This window comes from Mucilaginibacter oryzae (genome assembly GCF_003148845.1).
Lineage (GTDB): Bacteria > Bacteroidota > Bacteroidia > Sphingobacteriales > Sphingobacteriaceae > Mucilaginibacter > Mucilaginibacter oryzae.
Genome location: NZ_QGHA01000001.1, coordinates 1 through 23387, shown reverse-complemented (window position 1 = coordinate 23387; position 23387 = coordinate 1). Strand labels below are relative to the sequence as shown.

Genomic DNA, 23387 nt, shown 5'->3' with positions numbered 1-23387 from the left:
AAACTGCACCAGTATGCCTAAGCGTTTTTTATCCCTTTGGTTCCGTTATCTGCTGACGGATTGGAAAGCAATCCGACAGCCGGAGCTTAAGGGGAAAACTTTTGTTTTTGCTGAGCCGGATCACGGACGGCTGATCGCGAGAGCGGCTACTGCTACTGCTCAGCGTTTTGGCATTGAAGTAGGAATGACCGTGGCCGACGCCAAGGTCATCACTCCTGAACTGGTGGTTTTAGACCATAAAATGGGCCGGGAGCTGAAATTACTTGGCGGCCTGGCAGAATGGTGCCTTCGCTACACGTTTTTGATTATGCTGGATCCTCCGGATGGCTTACTATTGGATATTACCGGATGTGCGCATCTCCGCGGAGGAGAACGTGGGTATCTGAAAGATATGATCAGCAGGTTAAGGATTATTGGTTATGGCGTTCATCCGGGAATCGCCTATACCATCGGTTGCGCCTGGGGAGTTGCCCGTTGTGCAGAAAAAGACCTCATTGTTGCGGAAGGGGGGCACCGCAACGCCTTATTGCCGCTGCCGCCTTCAGCGCTCCGTTTACCAACGGATTTGTTGATCAAGTTGCAGAATCTTGGGCTTGATAAGGTCAGTAGTTTTGTACATATACCCCATTCGGTGCTTCGCAGACGGTTTCAAAAGGAACTGGTGCTACGCCTTTTGCAGGCGCTTGGCCAGAAAGAGGAATTTTTGATCCCGCTAAAAAGAGGCTGTTCCATATAGCGAGCGATTGGAGTGCCTCGAACCTGTACAGACACGTGAGGCTATCGAAATCGCCGTTTTTAAATTACTGGATGCTTTATGTAAAAGATTATACGGAGAAGGGACAGGGTTGCGGCAATAGGAATTGATCTGGTTTCGTATCGACGGAAAAAAATGAAGAATCGATATAGGTACCAGCCAGGCCAGTAACCGCACCGAACATCTTTTTAAACTCTTTTCTTTGAAATTCGATCAGATTGAACCGGGATTAGGAATCGAGCTTTTCGTCATGGAGGCATCACTGGTGGAACCTGTACCGACCGCAACACCTTTGCCGGTCTGGTCAGGGCTTACGTGGTTGCCAGGGACAGGAACATCCGCCTCGTCCCGGGTGTTCGTCTTGACCTGCTTGATGGCCCGTCCCTTCTGGCCTACCCGACCAACAAGGACGCTTACGCCCGTTTATCCGCATTGCTGACCAAAGGCAACCTCCGGGCGGAAAAGGAAATGTGTTTTATCTACAAAAAGGATGTTTACGAGCACAGTGAAGGGAGTATTTTTATTATAATTCCTCCGGGGAAACTAACAGAAGATTTCGAGTTTGAATTGGTGTTTAAACCCATGTTGAGGATTACAGATAACAAATGAAAGTTGTTAATTAATCTTTAACTGGAGATTGAAATATTGCGCAGATTTTAATACGTTGGGATATTTGCCTAAATTGCAGTAATAGTTTATCCCCTACTTTAATAGATCATGTTCAAACCTTCCGACTCAAGCGATGATGAATTGCTGGCTGCCTTTATAGGCGGTGACAGAAAGGCATATCAACATATCTACGAACGCTACTGGCAGTTACTCTACCGCTTCTCCAGAAAAATGTTGCAGGATGATAGCATCGCAAAGGATGTAGTGCAAGAAGTGTTTACCATTTTGTGGACGAAAAGAAACGACCATTACATTGCTTCACCATTAGCTGCTTATCTGTATACTTTAACCAGGAACCGTATATTGGACATGGTTAAACATGCTAAAGTGGAGAATAGATATTTGGAGTCGTTACATCATTTCATCGAACTTAACCATAGCACGCCCGATCGGCTCTACATTCAAAAGGAGCTATACGATCAGATAGAAAAAGAAATACAGCATCTTCCTGAAAAAATGAGGTTGGTATTTGAAATGAGCAGGAAACATAATAAATCTAATCAGGAAATTGCAGACGAGCTTGGTATCACTAATAAAACGGTTAAAAACCAATTAAGCAGCGCCTTGAAATTATTGAAAAATAAGCTTGGGGATTCGATTAATATCTATTTAATGTTCTTTTAATATTTTTTTGATTTTCGTCTGGGACTTTGGCATAGGTTAGTCGTTAAACCAGTAGAAATCAAATTACGGATGACCGAAAAGGAAACCAAACTTACTAAAGATCTTCTTGACCGTTATAACGTTGGGGCATGCAGCGAAGCAGAAAGCCGTTTGGTTGATTCATGGTTCAACCATCAGGCTGGTAATATTGACGCAATGCCCGAGCCAGATAATATTGAGCTTGTAGGGCAGGAGATATGGCGTAATTTACCTGCATCTGGTGAAGCAATTAAGCGAAATTTATGGTATAAAGTTGCGGCGGCCGCGGCTGTACTGGCTGTTATTTGCAGTATCCTTTTACCTACGCTTACAAAAAGGGGAAGTTCATCTGAAATTGCAAAGCAATCCATTTCGCCCGGGCAGTACGGTGCAACGCTTACGCTGGCAAACGGTAAGCGCATTGCCCTGGGAAACTTGAAAAACGGAATTTTTGCGCAGGAATCCGCAGTTTCAATCAGCAAGACTGCTAAAGGTGAAGTGGTTTACCAGGTAAAAAATAACGGTTTTGCGCCATCACAAGTAAACACACTCAGCACCGCTAAGGGCGAGACTTTTAAAGTTGACCTGCCGGATGGCTCTTCGGTATGGTTAAACGCAGCTTCCAGTTTAACGTATTCTACCAACCTGGCTAGTGCGGAAGTTCGGTCGGTTAAGTTGTTTGGAGAAGCTTATTTTAAAGTAGCGCATGATGCGGCGCACCCATTTATTGTGAAGACGTCCTCGCAGGAAGTGAAAGTTTTAGGTACTGAATTTAATATTAGTTCTTACACGGATGACGATTCCGAAACGACCACGCTGTTAAAAGGAAGTATAAGTATGTCGACCGGCCATCAAAAAGTGATGTTGGTACCCGGTGAGCAAGGTGTCGTTAGCGATAGCAGGATATCGAAATCCAACGCAGATGTTTATGCAGCCACAGGGTGGAAAGATAACGAGTTCGTATTTGCCAGTAAAGATATCCGCTCTATTATGAAACTTATCGCACGATGGTATGATGTCGATGTTTACTACGAAGGCAATGTCACAAACGAAAAGATCAGTGGAAGTATTTCCAGGTTTGCTGACATAAACGATGTAATTAAGGTGCTGAGGGCGACCGAGGCCGTGAAAATTCAAATCACTGGAAAAAAAATCATTATATCCGGTGTGCAATAACTATTAAAAGTTAACTGACCAAAACTATCATAAAACTAACAACCTAATTTACCCAATATGATTAAACTTTAACTATCATCCTTTCCACGTAAATAGCGGCCTGCTGAGAATGCTGTGCCGGTGAATTCAACAAAAATGTTTTTTATTAAACCCTAATTGATGAAAACAATTCATTCAAATGGGATAGGAAGAACTCGTCCAAATTTTTTTAGAAGATTCTCCCTATCTCAGTTTACATTAATCATGTTTTTCCTACTCGTGAGCGCGTCGTGTTTTGCTCAACGGGTTACTTTAAATGTTTCAAATAAACCCATAACAGAGGTTATGAAGGTGATAAGGGATCAGACCGGTTATAACTTTGTTTATGCGGACAACGTTATTTCTTCAGCTAAACCGATCAGCCTGAAAATAATTGATCAACCTTTAGAAACTGCATTAAATTCCATTTTCAAGCCTCAGCCTATTAAGTTCGTCATACAGGCAAAAACGATCATCTTGGTTATAAAAGACCAAAAGGCCGTTGTGATCAAAGATCAAAAGCTGGCTCAAATTATAGAAGGTACGGTTAAAGACAGGAAAAATGCCGCGCCTATGCCTTACGTAGTGGTTTCGGTGCAGGGCACAAGCGTAGCTACACAAACAGATGCCAAAGGCCACTTCAAACTTATTGCACCTGAAGATGCTGATGCTGTAGAGTTTAGGTTCATTGGCTACAAAACTGTTGTGGTTAAAATAAAGCCCGACACAAACTACAATATTTTTTTAGAAGAAACATCGGTAGCATTAAAGGAAACAGTAATTACCGGTGTATTTGAGCAGAAAAAAGAGAGCTTTACAGGGGCTGCCAAAAGCATTTCAGGCACAGAACTTAAAACAGTGAGTTCAAGCAATCTATTTGCGGCTATGAGTGCAATAGATCCGTCATTTAGAATAGTACCCAACAATATAACCGGTGGTAACATCAATCAACTGCCTAATATTCAGTTACGTGGTGAAAACTCATTTCCTAATTTGTCCGGCCAGCTATCAACGGCGCCTACGCTTCCGCTTTTGATATTAGATGGTTTTGAAGTAACCTTACAACGTATTGTAGACCTGGATATTAACCTTGTAAAAAATGTTACCATCCTTAAAGATGCATCTGCTACAGCGCTATATGGATCCAGAGGTGCAAATGGTGTAATCGTGATTACTACGATAACGCCGGCTCCGGGTCAGTTTCAAGTGAATGTTACCAATGATTTTCGTTTTACTACCCCCGATCTGTCCGTTTACAATCTTTTAAATTCACAGCAGAAGCTTGACTTTGAAAAAAGGGCAGGTGTGTATACCGTTAACTCTCCTATTTTGCAAAGTAGCTATGATATGCTTTATAATGAGCGATATAAAGCGTACGTAAAGGGTGTAAATACCGACTGGTTATCGATACCCACGCAAAATGGTTATAGTAATCGTACGTCTGTTTATGCGCAAGGTGGTGACAGTGTTATACGTTACGCCTTCCAGGTATCCGGTGATTTCCAATCGGGCGTAATGAAAGGGCAGAATAGGCGTAATTATTCTGGACAGTTCGATCTTAATTACTTCAAAAAGAAGTTTGAATTCCGTAACTCTCTTCGCGTGTTTCAAAATAAATCCAACGAATCGCCATACGGAAATTTCAGTGACTATGTGAAAATGAACCCATACTGGTCACCCTATGACGCCAACGGAAAAGTTGTTCCATTTGTAGAGAACTACAACTTTCTGGGATTTACTTACCAGCAGGCAAACCCCATGTATGATGCTACATTACATTCCGTTAATAGTGCAAATTACTTCGGTGTTTCCAATAACTTCACGGCCAGATATAAACCCACTCCATATTTCTACATAGAATCAAGTTTAAGCATCAATAAACAAACCGGTGGTGGAGATATGTTCTATTCTGCTCTGAGCCCAAGGTTTGCCAATGTGCCAGATGTAACTCAAAGAGGCAGTTACCAATTAACTACCAATGGTTCTTCCGGATATGAGAGTTTAACCACTGCTAACTTTAATAAAGCATTTGGTAAGCACGAGATAATTTCTAACCTGGGTTTTAATATTGCGGATACCAGGTCAAATTATTACATAGTATCGGCTACTGGTTTTCCTACGGATGCACTGGATAATCTGTTATTTGCAGCGCAATACTCCGGTACGCCAACCGGGGATGAAAATACCGTTAGAAGAGTAGGGTGGGTATACAGTGGTAATTACATTTATGATGACAGGTTTTTTGGAAGCGTGTCTGTTAGGCGGGATGGGTCTTCACAATACGGCAATCAGAAACGATTCGGAACCTTTTGGTCTGTTGGTGCAGGGTGGAATATCCACAACGAATCGTTTTTTGGGAAAAGTGATATCGTAAATCGTTTGAAGCTAAGAGGTAGCTATGGTTCTACAGGTTCTCTTAACGTGCCATCATATGCATCGCAATTCAGGTATAATTTCAACAACAACACCTCTTACTACAATAACCTGGGTGCTACACTTGCAGCTATGGGTAATGAATTTTTGAGCTGGCAAAATGTTTATAAAGCCAATATTGGTTTAGATGCCACGCTCTTTAAAAACAAACTCGATCTTAGAATGGAGTTATACCGTGAAAATACCCGGAACGCTGTAACACAAATTACCCTTGCGCCTTCTGCGGGCTTTGATTCTTATACCGAAAATTTTGGCGATTTGCTTAACAAAGGGTTTGAGTTTTATGCCAGGTACACGCTTATGCAAAAACCGGATTCAAGAACACTCTGGACCGTAACCCTGAATGGCTTTACCAACAAGAATACTTTAGCTAAAATATCAGATGCACTGAAAGCGTCGAATGATTTGCTGAACAACGGTAACCCAAGCCAGGTAGTACCGAATATCCAACTGGTTGAAGGACAATCTATCAATACCATATTTGCAGTTAAATCGCTTGGCATTGATCCAGTTACAGGTTCAGAAGTCTATTTAACAAAAGGCGGGCAAACCACCATGAACTGGAATGTAGCTGATAAAGTTCCGGTAGGGATCAGTCAGCCGGTTTGGAACGGAAACTTTGGTACTAATTTTTCCCACCGTGGTTTTGAGCTTGGCCTAATTTTTAATTACCAATGGGGTGGGCAACTATACAACCAAACTCTTGTAGATAGGGTGGAGTCGGTTAATGCAAATTACAATGTTGACCAGAGAGCCTATAACCTTGGATGGACAGGCCCTGGTTCAATTAGTTCTTACAAGAGAATTACTGCTACCCCAAGCACTACTAAACTTACCTCAAGATTTGTACAAAACGATAATAATCTGATTTTAAGCTCGGCATCACTGGGATATAGTTTTTATAACAGACAGTTCCTAAAAGATATCGGCCTGAGAAGTTTACAGCTTACGGCAATAACCAATGATCTATTCAGGGTAAGCTCTATACAAATTGAACGTGGTACAAGCAACCCGTTTGCAAGAACCTATTCATTAACATTAAGAGCAGGCTTTTAAAATTTAATAAGATGAAGTGTAAAAAAATACTGGTGATATTACTTTGCTTAAGCACCATACTCGTGTCTTGTAATAAGTATCTGGACGTAAATCCAAAATCATCCATCTCAGAGGAGCAATTGTTTTCTTCAGAAATCGGGTTTCAACAGGCTTTAGATGGGGTGTATGCATTGTTTGGTTCGCGTAACCTCTTTGGCGATAACCTTTCTATGGGCTTTGAATCGGCGCTGGCACAAAATTATAACATTCCTACCAGCAATGCCTTCTATGATACCTCAAATCTGAATTTTAATTCAACTGAAGTTATTAGCTACTTGAATAGCATTTGGAGCGGTGGATATAATGCTATTGCAGGGGCCAATAAAGTAATACAAAATACCCAGGAAAAACGTAGTGTGCTAAGTGATCAGGGTTACAACAGAATAAGGGGCGAAGCGCTGGCACTTAGAGCTTACATGCATTTTGAACTTTTACGCCTCTTTGGCCCCGAATATGTAAGTGGTCAAAACAAAAAGGCTATACCTTACAAAACAGCCGTAAACCAATATGTAGTCGTACCATCTACTACCCAAATGGTAGTACAAAAGGCTTTAGCGGATTTAAAGGAGGCGGAGCAATTACTACAGAATTCTGACCCAATCTTAACCGGCGATGCTGTAAGAGCAACAAAAATGAATTATTATGCGGTTAAGGCGCTTGAGGCCAGAATTTACCTTTTCGCCGGTGATAAAACAAATGCTTTTACAGCAGCGCAAACTGTGGTAAAGGCTAACAAGTTCCCATTTGTTGATTTCGGCGCGGCTACCGCTGACGCAAGTTCAAGAGACCGGCTCTACATTACTGAACTGATCTTTGGTTTACGTGTAGCCAATTTAAGAAATTGGACTGATCAAAGTTATTTTCGTGGGCCATCTTTTATGAGAAGGCCACTCATAGATTATCAATCGCTTTATGAAACAGGTACCGGAGGGAGTACTGATATCCGGTATATGGCCCGAATAGAAACCGATAACAGTGTTGCCAACTCCGCAGGAAATATTTTCTGCTCGAAGTTTTGGCAAACTTATCCCGGCACTGCACCTACGGACGGCAGGCTTGATGAAATTGTTCCCATGATACGCTTGTCTGAAATGTATTACATTTTAGCCGAATGTGCCACAACACCAGTAGATGGCGTTAACTATTTAAACATAGTGAGGCAAAGCAGAAATTTGACGCCACTTGCCGATAACATCACTCAAGAGTTATTAAATAGCGAGATCACTAAAGAATATCAGAAGGAATTTCATGCGGAGGGGCAGCTTTTCTTTTACTATAAAAGACAGAACATCGTCAGGATGCAATTTAAATCCACGGATATATCTCTGTCTCAGTACGTTCTTCCTATTCCGGACAGTGAGTTGGAGTTTAACCCTAATTATAAATAAAGTTATATATGAAATACCTAACTATATTCATACTATTGGTATCGGTTTTAGGCTGTAAAAAAAGCGAGATACCAACGTATCACGGTGCGGATGGCATCAGCTTCTATATAAGCTATTTTGCAAATCCTGATAGCATCAACTATTCATTTGCACTGCAACCGGCCCAAAAACAGCGCGATACAGTATTTATTCCCATGCGCCTGGTTGGTAAGCCTTCTGCAAACCCACGCACTTTTAAATTAAGGGCTACTGACAGTTCAACAGCAAGAAATAACGTTGACTATATTTTGCCCAATGCAACGCTACCCGCTAATCAATTATCGGTCAATTATCCACTTATCGTTTTAAATTCTCCCGAATTGAAAACGAATACTTTTAAGTTGATGCTCGAGGTAGCTCCCGGAGCCGATCTTGTTGCCGGAGCGCCGGGTGTGGCTGCAGACCTTTCAGCCAATTTAAAAAGAATGAAGGTGAATATTACCAACCAATTGATCCGTCCGACATATTGGGATAACCTCGAATTTTTATTCGGAACATTTAGCATTGTTAAGTTTCAATTTATGATAAAGGTTTCAGGCCTTACCAATTTTGATCCAAATGTTGTTGGAGCCGGAGATTTGTTCAGACTCCAGGTAAATTTCAGGAATGCTCTTACTGTATATGAGACGGCTAACGGCCCTCTTATCGATGAGTTTGGAAACCGGGTTAAATTTTAAAAAATGTCAACAATGAAAATTTACATATTCGCCCTATTTATAGTTTGTTGGTGCCTGTTATCTTGTAAAAAAAATAATCAAGATTTTAAGTATGCTCAAATCAATGAAGTAACAATCAAAACAGATTCTTCAGTCACTATCTCACAGTTTGATACATTAAGGTTAGATCCGGTTCTCACAGAATCTAAGCCCGCCGGTGAAAGTTATAGCTATCAGTGGAAAATCTATCCCGTTAGGCCCGTTGAGGGGATATCACCAATGGTTATATCAACAGACAAAGCGATCAAAGCCGTGATCAGTTATCCGCCACTTGCGGACGGTTATAATTTAGAGTATAAGGTAACGAATAAAAGTAACGGCGTATCTGCTTTTAAAACCCTTAGGCTGCAAGTTTCCAGTGTTTTTAGCGATGGATGGTTAGTGAGCAGTGCAAAAGGTAATACCGCTCAACTGGATTTTATAAGATCAGATTACAGGGTTTTTTATTCGGCTGCTGCATCCGTAAATCAAACCACTTATTCAGGCAACGCAGTAGCCGCATATGCTTATCCAAGCTCTTTCGGTTCAAAAATAAGTATTGGTTTTTTCACGGATAAAGGCAGCTATATGTATGACTCGAATAGTTTTTTAGAAAGTGGCAAATTAACCATTGGCTTTACACCGGTTAAGGATCAGTTCGATTTTGCGGTATCTAAATATGGTACAGAAGAGTATATAGTTAATAACGGTGATCTTTTTGCCACTACCGTTATTGATGACCCGATTAACATAACTTTTAGTGACCGATTTATCGGTGATTATTCCTTGTTCCCTAAAGTAATTAATAGTACCAATTTCTTTACTTATTTTTTTGATAATAAGTACAAAAGGTTTATGTCGGTAACTTTTGGAGATTTTAGTTTAAACCCTATTCTGAGTTCTACTTCTACGGTGTTTAATATGGGTGATACAGGCATGACCATGGTCGGAGCCGCAGATGGTTCTCAAAATGACAGTGACGGTATATTCTATTTTGTTATGCTGGATAGCAATAACGACAGGTACATTTTTTCTTTAACAGGCGGCAGGCCAACGCTTAAACAAAAAATGCAAAACAGTCCGGAGATCGCCTCCGCTAAATCATTTGCCGGTTCGCTTTTTCTCAGTCAACTATATTACGCTACTGATAATCATTTATACGTGTATGATATCCTGGCTAACTCAGCTAAACTCATTTATAGTTTCCCGGCAGGTGTTTCAATTAAACAGATGGTTGTGCAGCCAGATGATGCAAAAAAATTAGTGATTGCCGCAAATACAAATACCTCGGGAAGCGTATACTTTTTTCAGTTAGATAATCTGGGCAATGTCACCAACAATAATTACCTGCAAAAAATAGATGGCTTTGGCGCAATTGCTAATATTAATTATCGTAAACCTCTTTAATAATCATAACATGTTCAAAAAAATTTCTTTGTTTTTAATGCTGATAACGTGTTCAGCATCGCTATTCGCCCAAAATGAGCGGGATTTTCAAAAGGGCGTAGACTCATTATCTGCAATTAAAGACACGGTTGTTTTAAATAAAAAATTGGCTGCTTTGAGAGAAGGCAACGAAAGCGATCTTATTCTGCTGGCAAATTACAACATAGCCAAAGAATTGCCTTATCAACCCGTTCTTGAACTTATTGAAAAACGCTTTCCAAACGGTGATATAGCATATGGCAGGCAAGTGGAGCGCTTAATTGCAGAAAAGGACCTGCAAAAGAAACTCCAGATGCTGGAGGCACTTAAAAAGCAATATCCAAACAAGGATAAGGGATATGCTTATGCCATGGTTTCTCATGCTTATGCAGATGCCGGCCAGTTTGATAAAGCTATGGAATATTTGTACAAAACTACAGGTTATTACAGGTTAACGGCTTGGGCAATGTTTGGTTACACTACCAATCCGGTTTCCTTAGCCAAAGCAGAGCAATTGGTTGACAAAGAACTGAAAAATGGCAAAATAAGTGAAGAACAACAAAATTTAATGCTTAACCTAAAGCGTTATTTTCTTGAAAAAAGACAAGATTTTAAACAGGCTGTAATTGTTACTAAAAAGATTATCGACCTAAAAAAAGGTAAAGATCAAAGAGAGAATGATCATTATACCATACTGCTTGCTAAAAGCGGGCAGTACAAATTAGCTTTTCCTGCATTGGAGGCAGCCATTAAGCAAGGTACCGAAGATGAGGATATCAGAGATAACTATCGTATAGCTTACCAAAGTTTATACCCCAACAGAAACTATAAAGCACACATAGATTCTATCAATAAAGGTTTGCAGGATAAATACGAGCATACCTACAATAACAGCATTGCTCAAAAATTAATTAAAATCAAAGCGCCAGAATTTGAACTACTTGATGTAAATGGCAACACAGTTACCCTGGAAACCTTTAAAGGGAAAACCATGGTAATTGATTTTTGGGCAACCTGGTGTGGTCCATGTAAAGCCGCTTTGCCCGCAATGCAACAATTAGTTAATAAGTATAAAGCAGACACTACAGTGAAATTCCTGTTTATACATACCAATGAATTACCTGGTGATACACAGCATGTAAAAGAAAATGCCTTGGCATACTTTAAGTCAAAGCAATATGATTTGCCGCTGTATCTTGATCTGAAGAAAGGTGAAAGGGGAAATTTAGTTGCAAAGGCGTTCAAAGTTTCCGGTATCCCACATAAAGTTATTGTTGACGGTAATGGTTACATACGCTTTTCCAGCGTAGGTTTTAGTGGTTCCACACCTGAGCTAATCGCAGAAATGAGCGCTGCAATTGATGAGATAAAAAAGCTTAATTAAATTGGTAACGGGGGGCCTACGCAGTGTTAGTAGTTAGGTTCCCCCGCTTACCTTAAACTAAATAGAAAAGGTTTTTTCGCCAAATTAAAGTTCGTGAATGGTCTTGCTTAAAATGATGAAGTGTGTTTTTTTAATATTGATTTTAACAATATTAAATGCTAATGCGCAAGAGAAAGTCCTAAAGCCGCATCAGGTTGAAAAACTGATAAAGGATACATACAATAAGGTAGAAGGTGCGTGTATTAAACTGGTAATCCGTGATACGCTTAACGACCGTGATTTTGGTGGCTTCAGCGGGGTAATTGTTTCGCAGGATGGTTTGATATTGACCGCAGCACATTCCGTAATGCCTGGTATAAGATACCGGGTGGAATTACCAAATGGTCAAAAAGCGGTTGCTACCGCTTTAGGCAGAATGGCTTTTGTAACCGCTGATAAAAAGCTGGACATGGCCATGCTTAAAATTGAAGAAAAAGCAAAGTGGCCATTTGTTGAAATGGGCAATAGTCAACTGCTTTCTCCTGGTGAAGGCTGCGTGGGCATATCTTATCCCGGTAGCTTTTTTCAGGTAATGCCGAATGTGCGTTTTGGCCGCATTATCCGCTTAGATGATGGTTATGGCTACATAGAGTCTACCTGTAAAATGGAGCCGGGAGATTCAGGAGGTGCGTTATTTGACCTTACCGGCAAAGTAATAGGCATACGTGATAAGATCAACAGGAGTGAAAATGAAAATTTTGATATTCAAATAAATTTATTTAGGAAATATTGGTCAGCACTCCAGAAACCCATTGACTATAAGATATTACCTGATAGCGATAAGATTGTGCCTGTTACTACGCAAGCCATACTTAAAGTACGCCTACCCGAAGAGCCTTTAACATCCTGTAATGCGGCATTAGATAGTGCATTTGCTGTTTATAATTCAGAAAAAGATAAAATACCGGTTGCATTGGCAACTTCTATAACGGGTAAGTTTAACAACTTGGGCAAGCCCGTATTTGTAAGTAAAAGTTCTTTGGTAAGCAATCGCCCCTGGATCAACTACAAGGATAAAAGGATCAGTTTATCTGTTTGTTATCGTGACCGAGAGAATGATGTTGTTGTTTTGCAGTCTCGTGAGTCGCTGCATGGTTTAAAAGCGATTCATATAGATAAGTACCTATCAAGTGATCGCAATAATCTGCAAATTGGCAGGTTGCTTATCTCACCACTTGCGAATAAGCGTTGTAAAGAAGGTATTGTTAGTACCCAGATAATAGAACTTCCTCAATTATTTAGCAGAGCACAGCTCGGAGCTTTGTTAGAAGAAAGGGATGGAAAAGTTTTTGTGCAGGATATAGCGCCATCGTATCCTGCTGAAAAGTATCTTAAAATAGGAGATCAAATAGTTTCTATTAACCATCTCAACGTATCTAACATGGAGGCGTTTGTATCTGAGATAAGGAAAATGTACATGTCTGACAGCGTAGCATTAAACATCATCAGGGATAAAACACCTATGCTTGTAACCATAATATTTGAAGAGCCAAAATCTGATCATGTAGCTGATGACTATGAGGGTAAACGAAGTAAGCGTTCGGACGGTTTCAAAGAAGTTTTTGTGCAGGATGCGGCTATTCCTTCTGTTGAATGCGGAGGACCGGTTTATGATATTAATGGAGCTTTTGTGGGTGTTAACATTGCGCGGCATAGCAGAACTTCCACAGTGATTTTACTACCCTCTTTAATTTATAAAGTGGTTGTTGAAAGCAATAATAAAATTGGAAATAAATTAAGGGATTGATTTTTATATTTATACCAATAGTGGAGATGGAAGACTTACTTTGCAATGATCTCCAATCAATTGAATATCCTTGACGGAAATAATCCAGAGAGAGCGTGATTTACTTAAAAATTTAGGTAGTAGAATTAAGATCCTACGCATGAAAACCGGTCATAACTATTACGAGAAATTTGCGTTCCAAAATAATATCGGCCGAATACTACTTAGAAGGGCCGAGTTAGGGGAAAATTTTCTTGCAACATTAATCAGAACTCTTTCCCAGCAAATACCATCATGATCCACAGATCACCGATCCCAATGATTACCAATTGGATCAGTTAACAAATGGTTAACCTGTCATTAATGTATTGTTGTTGTTTTCGATTTACTTTTGTGTGGTGGAAAAAGTAAATCGCTATGGCTGATAAAGATCTCCCAGATCATATTCTTTTAAAGAAATTAAGAGACGACGATCTTAAAGCCTATGACGCGATCTTCTTTCGTTATTTCAGAAAGATCCATGCATTTGCCAGATCTTCCGTCCGCGACGACGAAACCGCAAAAGAACTTGCGATGGATGTCATGATCCGTTTATGGCAAAAAAGAGGGAGCATACTGGTTGAAACTGATCTCAACGCTTATCTATACCGTTCGATCAGAAATGCCTTATACAACAATTGGAAAAGAAAAGCCATTATTACTTTGCCGATCAGTGATCTCCCGGAATCTTTTGAACCGATTTCACAACCCGCAGATCATGAACTGGATTGTAAAGAACTTCAACAGTCCTATCAGGAAAAATTAAATCAACTAAGTCCGCAACGCAAGCAGGTTTTCACAATGAGCCGGGAACAAAATATGTCCTATGCTGAAATAGCGGATCATTTAAATCTTTCGGTAAACACGGTAAGAAATCATGTAAGCGCCTCCCTGCAATATTTCCGTGAACATTTAAACGAGTTTGCGGCGTTGCTCCTGCCTGTTATTTTGCTGATAACCGCCTTTAAAAAGTAGTAGCATTTGGCTCAATCCTCTATCTTTTACAAAGTAAATTTTTTTATTCCTTGCATTAGTACTCCTCTTGATTTTGCTTGTTTACCTAAATGAACACGAGGTATGCAAGAAGAAATAAGCAAAAAATTAATTATCAAATTTTTAGGGCAGCAATGCACTGAAGCCGAAAGGCAAGTGGTATTACAGGTCTTAAATACGCCCGAAGGACAACGCTTATTTGATGAAGTGCTGCAGGAACGATGGGATGCAACAATGGCAGCGGATGACCTGAGTGACCTGCAATTGTCGGAGTTGCACAAAGAATTGCACCAAAGAATCAGGCCTGCAAAAGACAGCAACGTTTTCCGCATTTTTCGTTCCGGCTTATTTCGTTATGCCAGTATAAGCGCAGCGGTTATCATCGGCCTGGTTTTGGTTATCACGCAAAAGGCGGGTAAGCCAGCAGAAAAAACGCTCGTTTCGATGCGTCAGATCGTCAACCCCAATGGCAAACGATCTGTGATTACCCTGCCGGATAGTTCGGTTGTGTATCTGGGAGCAGGCAGTAAGATCAGTTTCCCGGAAACCTTCGAAAGCGACATAAGGGATATTAACCTGGACGGTGAGGCTTTTTTGATGTTAAACACAAGCCTCAACAAGCCTTTATTGTTCACACAGGTGACTTGCAGACGAGGGATATTGGTACCTCATTCAAAATCAGTGCGTTTAAAAATCGCCCGGTTTCTATTGCACTGGCCAGCGGCGAGGTAAGTATCGAACGCTTGAAAGGTAAGGAAATAAAGGTACTGGCTCACCTGCAGCCCGGTCAACAGTCTGTATGGAACAATGAAACGCTGATTACAAGCACGGTGCCTGTCAATGATATAACCGACTGGAAAGAGGGCCATTTAGTGTTCGAAGGCGTTCCTTTAAGTGAAATGACCGCGGTAATTGAGCGATGGTATAATGTAAAGATCGAATTTAAGCACCATTCTAAAAAACAGCTACTGGTAACTACCCGGTTAACTGTAGCGAATACCCCGGTCAAGGCCATTATGGAAGCATATCAAATAAATTGAATTGGGAACATTTATTATCATAAATTTCTAAAAAATTTTGTTGTTACAATAAGTCAACTATCTTTAACCGAAGCTAAACAAAAGTTAAAGGGCCTGACTTACCAGCGGCATGATGGATATCAAAGCATTATAACGCGCGATATAAGATGGCAATTTAATTATTCACAACAAGGGGGAATTTTATGACATTATCGGAGTTTCAAATCTCGAATTATGATGAAATAGGGTATTTATTTATCGAAAACGTTTTTAGTCAGGAAGAGGTCGGGCTTTTGTTAAATGAAATGAAATTAGTCATTTCTGAAAATTGTGATAGGCGTATTTTGGATAAAAAGGGCTCTGTCAGATCTTTTTTTGCGCCGGAGTGGAATAATCAGCTATTCGCTGACACAATAAACCTTGAAAAACTGGTGGTACCTGCTAAGCAACTTTTGAGATCCGATGTTTATAAACATCAGACTAAACTGAATACAAAGCAGGCTTTGGTAGGCGATTGGTGGGAGTGGCACCAGGATTTTACATATTGGCACAAGGAAGATGGAATGCCTAAACCGAATGTTCTTACGGCAATGATTTATCTGAATGATGTCAATGAATTCAATGGGCCGCTGATCGTTATTCCCGGGTCTCATAAGAAGGAAGATATAGACGTTATAGCAAACAACAGCAATATAAATGAAAATGATGGGTGGTTTGCTGATTACCACAAAAGTACCGATTATATGTCATCACTTACTACGGACCTGAAGTATACATTGAAAGAGCACATGCTTTCCGATGTTATGAAAAGTAAAGGAATACATTCAATAAAGGGTACTGCCGGTTCAGTCGTATTTTTTCATGGCAATCTTTTTCACGCTTCGTCCAATAATCTGTCACCATGGGATCGACACACTTTTCTGATAACTTATAACAGCATTGAAAATAAATTGCCCACTATCGAAAACCCCCGGCCTTCTTTTATATCTAACCGCCAATTTGAAGTCATTATTCCTAATCGAAATTCATTGACCTCAAATTAATTTATTTAATGTAACAATGAATGGAAAACAAGTCGTCTAATTTATTCACTTGTAATTGTCTCTGAAAAAGTGCCTTGGATAATTAGATTATATGTCAAAACTTATTGTAATTTAATTATACTTAATCGCAGTGAATCGAAAAAGAATGTAAGCCGGAGAATGGTTTTACAAATTACTGATATTTTTATAGGCTCGTTCAGTAATGGGGAAAACGGTAGAGCTTTAAAAGACCGACAGCAGGTGCTTGCCATGCTGGGGCGATCTCAAAAGTTTACTATTTAACTAAGAAATTGCGTGATGAATTATAATCCCGCTAATCATTCCAAAAACCAGATCACTCATGACTGAAGACAGTTCACTCCCGCTCGACAATATTAACATGATCCTTTGGTCCAAGACATACGGATATGTTCTGGAGATCGCTTTGGAAAAAGATCTCTTTTTTGCCGTAGAAAGGCAAACTGCAGTTTCCTTAGAAAGGCTTGCAGAAATCCTGGAAATGCCATTAATGTCTGCCCGGGTGATAGCACAATATCTTTGCGGTCTAAAATTGCTCAATTTTAATGATAGCGAGTTTAGCAATTCCGAGTTATCCAAAAATTACTTGCTTAATGAAGCGTTCTCCAGGGAAATTGAAGCCTTCAGTGCTCGTACATTCACAAATTTTAAAGATCAACTTTATCATCCAGTACCCCAACCCTGGTATGAGATTAAAAATCGCGACAACAATATTGCGAATGTCCATGGAATTTCCAATGACTTTTTTATGGCGGGGACGCAGCATAACTGGCGGGTGCAAAAAGGAAAGGAACTTGCTGGACAGTTTGACTTCTCCGGTTATTCCTATTTATTGGATATCGGCGGGGCGAGCGGAGGATGGGCTATGGGCATCCGGTCTGTGTACCCTCATTTAAGATGTGATATCTTCGATCTTCCTGACGTGACAGCAATTACTAAGTTAGTCATTGAAAAAAATGGAGACAATAACACCGGTGTTATCCCGGGCGATATGTTCAATGACCCACAATATCCGGTCGATGCCGACGTCATTTTACTCGCCAACGTGCTCCACGATTGGACCCGTAGTGATATGATAACTATTCTGAAAAATATATATGTTGCTTATCCGCAGATTACCTTGTTGGTCTCCGAACTTTTTATCGAAGACAATTGGCAAGGCCCATTATTGCATATGATCCAGTCTATTCTGATATTGGGGCCAGATCAAAAATCTGGCTGGCAACCGTCTTATTCGGAAATGGAAGATATTTTAAAAGAAGTTGGCTTCGGGAAAGTCCGCCGAGAATTGAACCTGGTAATTGCGAAGAAAGGATAAGCTTTCTATTAGTGTAGTTGAATCTCTGATTTTTTACTTAGCTCGGTCACAGTTCAGGGGAGGCAGAGCAAATTAAGTGTTCCATTTATTTTAGTCCTAAATCTTAACATCAGTTCTTCGCGAGGATGTTCACAATTGTTAACCAAGTCACAAGGATGATTGGGGCAGCACCTTTACAGGAGAAGAAATTTTCTACCTGCCATACTTTCACAGTATTAAAAAAAATAGTTAAAATATATATGAGCCAAGATACTTTGTCATAATGGATAATTATATTTAGATGCTATTATATAATTCTTTACATCTATCTATAATATTGTTCCCCCCCCCCCTTTATGAAAGATATCCAAATTTTTTTCAATGAATTGAGATTGAGTTCAGGCGCGATATGGTTAGAAAACGGCGCGTTGAAACTTTTTGTACCTAAGAAATTTCAGCACGAAGACGTGAAAGTATTTATTATAGCGAATAAGGCTGAGATTAATGCTATTCTGGAGGCGAATAAAATATTTTCAAAAGAACGGTTCCGGAATAATGTTGTTTTTAGAGAACCGGAAAGAAAGCAATACCCTCTCAGTTCCGCCCAGGAACGTCTATGGTTTACAGATCAGTATGTTCAAGGGAACAATGCTTATCACATCCCTATAGTATTTGAACTAAATCCTTTGACAGAGATTTCCGGAGTAAAGTATGCTATTAAAGCGATTGTTGCAAGGCACGAAATCTTGCGTACGACCATTGTCTCCGGGGAGAACCATCAGGGTATCCAAATCGTTCATGATCAGGAGCCCTTTCTGGATGAGCTTGCAGTTGAAGGCGAACTGGAATTACAAGGAGTGTTGGTGCGGGAAATTCACAGATCGTTTGATCTGAAAAACGATTCTCCTATACGCGTTGTATTTTTCTATGTTGGAGAAAAACGGGTCGTCGTCTTGATCAATATACACCATATCGCCGGTGACGGCTGGTCTTCTGAAATCTTTTTCCGGGAACTTGTGAGCTTTTACGGCGCGTTTGTCCGTGGAGATAATTCTTTTAATCTCCCATCGCTGGAAATTCAATATAAGGATTATGCGCTATGGCAACGCTATTACTTGGATGGTGAAAATGTCGCTTCGCAATTAGATTATTGGAATAATAAGCTTACCGGCTTTCAACAATTGCAACTGCCTTTAGATATGGTCCGGCCTTCAGACTCAGACTTCCAAGGAGCCCGATTCAAATTCGAGATCAGTAAAGAGGATCATGCCGCGCTAGATTCCCTGTCTCGGGCATATGGCGTAACCCTACACAGTATATTGTTAGCTTCAATTCATATTTTGTTAGGTAAACTTTCTGGTCAGGATGATATCATTACGGGCGGGGCTGTTGCCAACAGACAACACGCGCAAACTGCTGATTTGATCGGTTTTTTTGTTAACACTGTTGTGAATCGGACGCTTTTAAGAAATGACGAATCTTTTAGCTCATTAATTAGTCGGTTCCAGCGGGAACAGTCCGCGGCGCAATCATTTTTGGAAGTGCCTTTTGAAAAACTCGTCAACGAGTTAAAAATAGAGCGAGACATGTCCACGCATCCGGTTTTCCAAGTTATGGTTGGTTTGCAAACCCCAGAATTGGAACTATATGCTTCAAGTGGCGCCGAACAGTACTTCCGCCCCTATGACATAGCTTCATTATATCAGGTAGAAAAGTTTGATCTTACCATCATGTTTGAGGAAGGAGGGAGTCAGCTTCGCGGATATTTTAACTATTCAACTTCCTTATTTCGCAAAGAAAGTATCGAAAGAATGGTAAACGCTTATCTAATCTTACTCGGCAAATTACTTAGGGATCCGAATAATGATTACAGTAAACTTCATCTTTTAGACCCTGAAGAACTTGAGAAACTGATCGTAATGTGGGCGGCAAGAGAAAAGGTAGCAACACCATCTGGAACTTTGGATAGTTTGTTTGAGAAACAGGCAGCCAGAACGCCCCACAAGCCCGCTTTGAGGTTTGGCGGGTGGTCGCTTAGTTACCGGGAACTTGACGAGAAAAGCAATCAGCTGGCGAGACACATTAAACGAAAGTATCAAGAACTTACTGGAAAGAACCTGGGACCTGAAGGGATGGTTTTGATATGCCTGGAGCGAGGTCCTGAGTTTATAATTGGCACTTTAGCAGTTTTAAAAGCGGGTGCAGCCTACGTACCTGTAGATTCCTCTTATCCAAAAGAACGGGTAAGGTTTATATTCGAGGATACTAGGGCTGTTTTGATTCTGGAAACGAATTCATCCTTGGAAGACAGATATTCGGCGATAGAGGATGAAATGAAGATCAAATTCACTTGGAGCGATGGTCTTTACCTGCAGGAAGATTCGACTGGTCTTTCCAGGAAAGGTGCTCCGTCCGATCTGGCCTATGTAATTTATACTTCCGGGACAACAGGAATTCCAAAGGGTGTTATGATAGAGCATTCGTCCGTGCTTAGTTTGATTTATAACGATTACATCGACATTGGCGAATCTGACGTTTTCGCATTCTTTTCCGCAACTGGTTTTGATGCCGCTACGTTTGAAATTTGGACTCCATTGCTTTCCGGAAATACTTTGGTTATACCGGAAAGCTTTACTACAACCCTGTCGGATGCCCGGCTTCTCAAGAATTTCCTGGAAATAAATGACGTCTCTGTTCTCTGGCTCACAAAAACGCTCTTTGATGTTTTATTTGCAGCGGACCCTTCCTTATTCGGTCGGCTGAAATATCTGATTACCGGAGGTGAAGCACTTGATAGAGATGTAGTTAACAGGATGATCCGGAATCCGGCAAAACCGTTAAATTTTTTAAATGGTTACGGCCCCACCGAAAGCACGACCTTCACATGTATTTATAATTTCAGTTCGGCCATTATGAGGCAGAACGTTCCAATCGGAAAGCCAATTAGCAACAGAAATGTGTTTGTCCTTGATTCTTCGCTGAATCCGGTGCCGATAGGGGTTATCGGAGAACTTTTTATTGGTGGAGATGGATTGGCAAGAGGTTATCTTAACGACGCTCAATTGACGAATGAACGATTCATCACCGTAACCTTTCCCTCATATTCAATTAGATTACAGAAGGATATACGGTTGTATAAAACAGGTGATCTGGTTAAGTGGCTGCCTGATGGCAACCTCGAATACATAGGCAGAAAAGACGACCAACTTAAATTAAGAGGGTATCGTATCGAGCCTGGCGAAATAGCGGCTGCAATGAGACTTTTCCCCTGCATCAAACAAGCTATGGTGATGGTCAGGGAAAGCGGTACGCATGAAAATCGTGAAAAAAAAATCGTCGGATATTATGTTCTGGATGATCAAGAGTCGGGAATTAAAGTAGAAAAAATTAGGGCTGCGTTGAATGATTGGCTCCCGGATTTTATGATTCCGGATCAATTCATACAGATGGAAAACTTTCCGGTAACTGCCAATGGTAAACTGGATAAGAGTGCTTTTCCTGAACCGAATTATGACCTGGAAAATGATTTTGTCCCCCCGGCTACGCCTCTCGCTATCGCATTATGTGGAATCTGGGAAGCTGCCTTAGGTGTGAAACGTGTCGGTATGACTGATGATTTTTTTCAGATTGGCGGTAACTCTATTCTCGCCATTCAGGTTTCGCACCGCATGAGTAAGATTTTGCAAAATGAGATACAGGTAGCTGAAATATTCAGACAAAGAACCCTCTCGAACATCTTAAATAATCACGTAAACGCAATGTTAGTAAATATACCGAAAACGAGTATGGACAAGGCCCCTTTATCATTTGCCCAGGAACGTTTGTGGTTTATTGAACGGTACGAAGACGGAACCAATGCTTACCACATACCAGTTCTTTTTGAAGTGCAGCAAGATGTAGACTTAGCGGGCCTGAAATTTGCGCTGCAGAAGGTCGTTTTAAGACATGAGATATTGCGGACAACGATAGAGACAAATCCTAACCTTGAGCCCATTCAGGTTATCCATGACTTGCCTGTCAGTATTGATGAAATGATACTGAATGACTCGGATGACATAGAGGCGATTCTCCGCGCGGACATGAACCGTCCCTTTGAGTTGTCTTCTGATTTCCCTATCAGAATAGTTTTATACAATAAATTGGATTTGCAGGCTGATAAGGAATATTGTGCAGATCGAAGGCTCCTTCTTATTAATATTCATCATATTGCCAGTGATGGCTGGTCTATGGAAATATTTTTAAAGGAGTTAGCCTTTTTCTACAAAATGTTCGTGTCTGGAGATACTGCATCGGATCTACCCGCTCTTGAGATCCAGTATAAAGATTATGCGATTTGGCATCGAAATTTTTTACAAGGGCAGGTATTGCAAAAGGAATTGGAATACTGGAAGCAAAAGCTAAAAAATTATGAAACGTTGGCAATGCCAACGGATAAAGTCAGACCCAAGGCCATTGACTACTCAGGTTCCCGTAAAACCTTCGCGTTCACTGAGGAACTTAGTCAATCTTTAAGACATATCGCAAAAGATAACAGGACAACCTTGCATGTAACTTTACTAAGTGCTTTCAATATCTTGCTTAACAAATACACAGGGCAGAATGATATTGTCATTGGGAGCGCTATCGCTAACAGGCATTATAGGCAAACTGAGGGCTTGATAGGCTTCTTTGTCAATATGCAGGTTCATCGGACGTTACTAGATAATCGGCAATGTTTTACGGAGCTCCTTGCCAATGTTCATGAGGATCAGGTTTTGGCGCAATTGCATCAAAATCTTCCTTTCGAGAAGTTGATCGAGGAACTTGAAACTGAACGAGACTTATCACGACATCCTATATTTCAAGTTACATTTTCAGTGCAGAGTTTCGGTAGCAGGTTGGGCAAGGAAAATGAATTTGGAAAGTTCTTTAAAGCGATTAGGCTTCCCGGAATCTACGAGGTAGGAAAATTCGATCTATCAGTATTTATCGACGACAGTGCCGATTCGCTTTCTGGATACATCGAATATTCGACGAGCTTATTTGAAGCTGAAAGCATAAACCGGTTGATCGGGAATTTCAATGAACTTTTGAAACTCCTGGTCAATTTTCCCGACAAAGCATACGCTGAGTTGTCACTGTTACCAGAATCATCTTATGTACAGCAGGTCCGGGACTGGAACCGTACGGATCAGGATTACGATTCAGATCGTACGATTCATCTGGTGTTTGAGAATCGGGCTAAGCTTCTTCCTGAGAATACGGCTGTGGTGTATCAGGGATTATCGCTGAGCTACCGGGAGCTTGAAGAACGTAGTAACCAGCTGGCGCGGCATATCCGGAAGCATTATGCATTGATCAATGGTGTATCGTTGGAGCGGGGGAGCCTTGTAGGCTTGCTTCTGGACCGAAGTTTGGAGTTAGTGATCGGGATATTAGGGGTTTTAAAATCGGGGGGGGCCTATGTTCCGCTGGATCCGTCATACCCGGTTGAACGGATCTCCTATATATTAACA

The 23387-nt window shown here is 40.7% G+C and carries 16 protein-coding genes; all 16 read left to right on the top strand.

The window, feature by feature from the left end:
• The first annotated feature begins 13 nt into the window (after window positions 1-13).
• A complete protein-coding gene (locus LX99_RS00085; RefSeq protein WP_109605286.1) occupies window positions 14-736 on the top strand; it encodes a Y-family DNA polymerase in 723 nt (240 codons plus the stop codon).
• Window positions 737-1069: 333 nt separating this feature from the next.
• Window positions 1070-1363: a PHP domain-containing protein gene (locus LX99_RS00080; protein ID WP_109605284.1), complete on the top strand. Its 294-nt coding sequence runs from the start codon at window positions 1070-1072 to the stop codon at window positions 1361-1363.
• A gap of 108 nt (window positions 1364-1471) precedes the next feature.
• Window positions 1472-2047, top strand: a complete 576-nt coding sequence (locus tag LX99_RS00075; RefSeq protein WP_022830346.1) for an RNA polymerase sigma factor — start codon at window positions 1472-1474, stop codon at window positions 2045-2047.
• 69 nt (window positions 2048-2116) lie between these two features.
• Entirely contained in the window at window positions 2117-3241 is a 1125-nt protein-coding gene (locus LX99_RS00070; RefSeq protein ID WP_109605282.1) for a FecR family protein, read from the top strand.
• A gap of 159 nt (window positions 3242-3400) precedes the next feature.
• Window positions 3401-6748, top strand: coding sequence for a SusC/RagA family TonB-linked outer membrane protein (locus LX99_RS00065; RefSeq protein WP_109605280.1), 3348 nt, complete (start codon window positions 3401-3403; stop codon window positions 6746-6748).
• 11 nt (window positions 6749-6759) lie between these two features.
• A complete protein-coding gene (locus LX99_RS00060) occupies window positions 6760-8175 on the top strand; it encodes a RagB/SusD family nutrient uptake outer membrane protein (RefSeq protein WP_109605278.1) in 1416 nt (471 codons plus the stop codon).
• A gap of 8 nt (window positions 8176-8183) precedes the next feature.
• On the top strand, window positions 8184-8891 hold the full coding sequence (locus LX99_RS00055; protein ID WP_109605276.1) for a DUF4843 domain-containing protein: 708 nt from the start codon (window positions 8184-8186) through the stop codon (window positions 8889-8891).
• 12 nt (window positions 8892-8903) lie between these two features.
• On the top strand, window positions 8904-10316 hold the full coding sequence (locus LX99_RS00050; RefSeq protein ID WP_170122575.1) for a PKD-like family lipoprotein: 1413 nt from the start codon (window positions 8904-8906) through the stop codon (window positions 10314-10316).
• On the top strand, window positions 10270-11718 hold the full coding sequence (locus tag LX99_RS00045; protein WP_109605272.1) for a TlpA family protein disulfide reductase: 1449 nt from the start codon (window positions 10270-10272) through the stop codon (window positions 11716-11718). The genes LX99_RS00050 and LX99_RS00045 overlap by 47 nt, the downstream gene beginning before the upstream one ends.
• A 97-nt stretch (window positions 11719-11815) precedes the next feature.
• The gene (locus LX99_RS00040; RefSeq protein WP_109605270.1) at window positions 11816-13504 is read left to right on the top strand and encodes a trypsin-like peptidase domain-containing protein; all 1689 of its coding nucleotides are present in this window, start codon (window positions 11816-11818) and stop codon (window positions 13502-13504) included.
• Window positions 13505-13900: 396 nt separating this feature from the next.
• Window positions 13901-14497, top strand: coding sequence for an RNA polymerase sigma-70 factor (locus LX99_RS00030; protein ID WP_109605266.1), 597 nt, complete (start codon window positions 13901-13903; stop codon window positions 14495-14497).
• A gap of 102 nt (window positions 14498-14599) precedes the next feature.
• Window positions 14600-15247 (top strand): FecR family protein, encoded by a 648-nt coding sequence (locus LX99_RS26000; RefSeq protein WP_109605263.1) that lies wholly within the window; start codon window positions 14600-14602, stop codon window positions 15245-15247.
• 11 nt (window positions 15248-15258) lie between these two features.
• The gene (locus LX99_RS00020) at window positions 15259-15555 is read left to right on the top strand and encodes a FecR domain-containing protein (protein WP_170122574.1); all 297 of its coding nucleotides are present in this window, start codon (window positions 15259-15261) and stop codon (window positions 15553-15555) included.
• A 182-nt stretch (window positions 15556-15737) separates the two neighbouring features.
• Window positions 15738-16577: a phytanoyl-CoA dioxygenase family protein gene (locus LX99_RS00015; RefSeq protein ID WP_109605260.1), complete on the top strand. Its 840-nt coding sequence runs from the start codon at window positions 15738-15740 to the stop codon at window positions 16575-16577.
• A 340-nt stretch (window positions 16578-16917) separates the two neighbouring features.
• Window positions 16918-17913, top strand: a complete 996-nt coding sequence (locus LX99_RS00010) for a methyltransferase (RefSeq protein ID WP_109605259.1) — start codon at window positions 16918-16920, stop codon at window positions 17911-17913.
• 335 nt (window positions 17914-18248) lie between these two features.
• Window positions 18249-23387 (top strand): non-ribosomal peptide synthetase (locus tag LX99_RS00005; RefSeq protein WP_146203028.1); only part of this gene is annotated, 5139 nt, incomplete at its 3' end.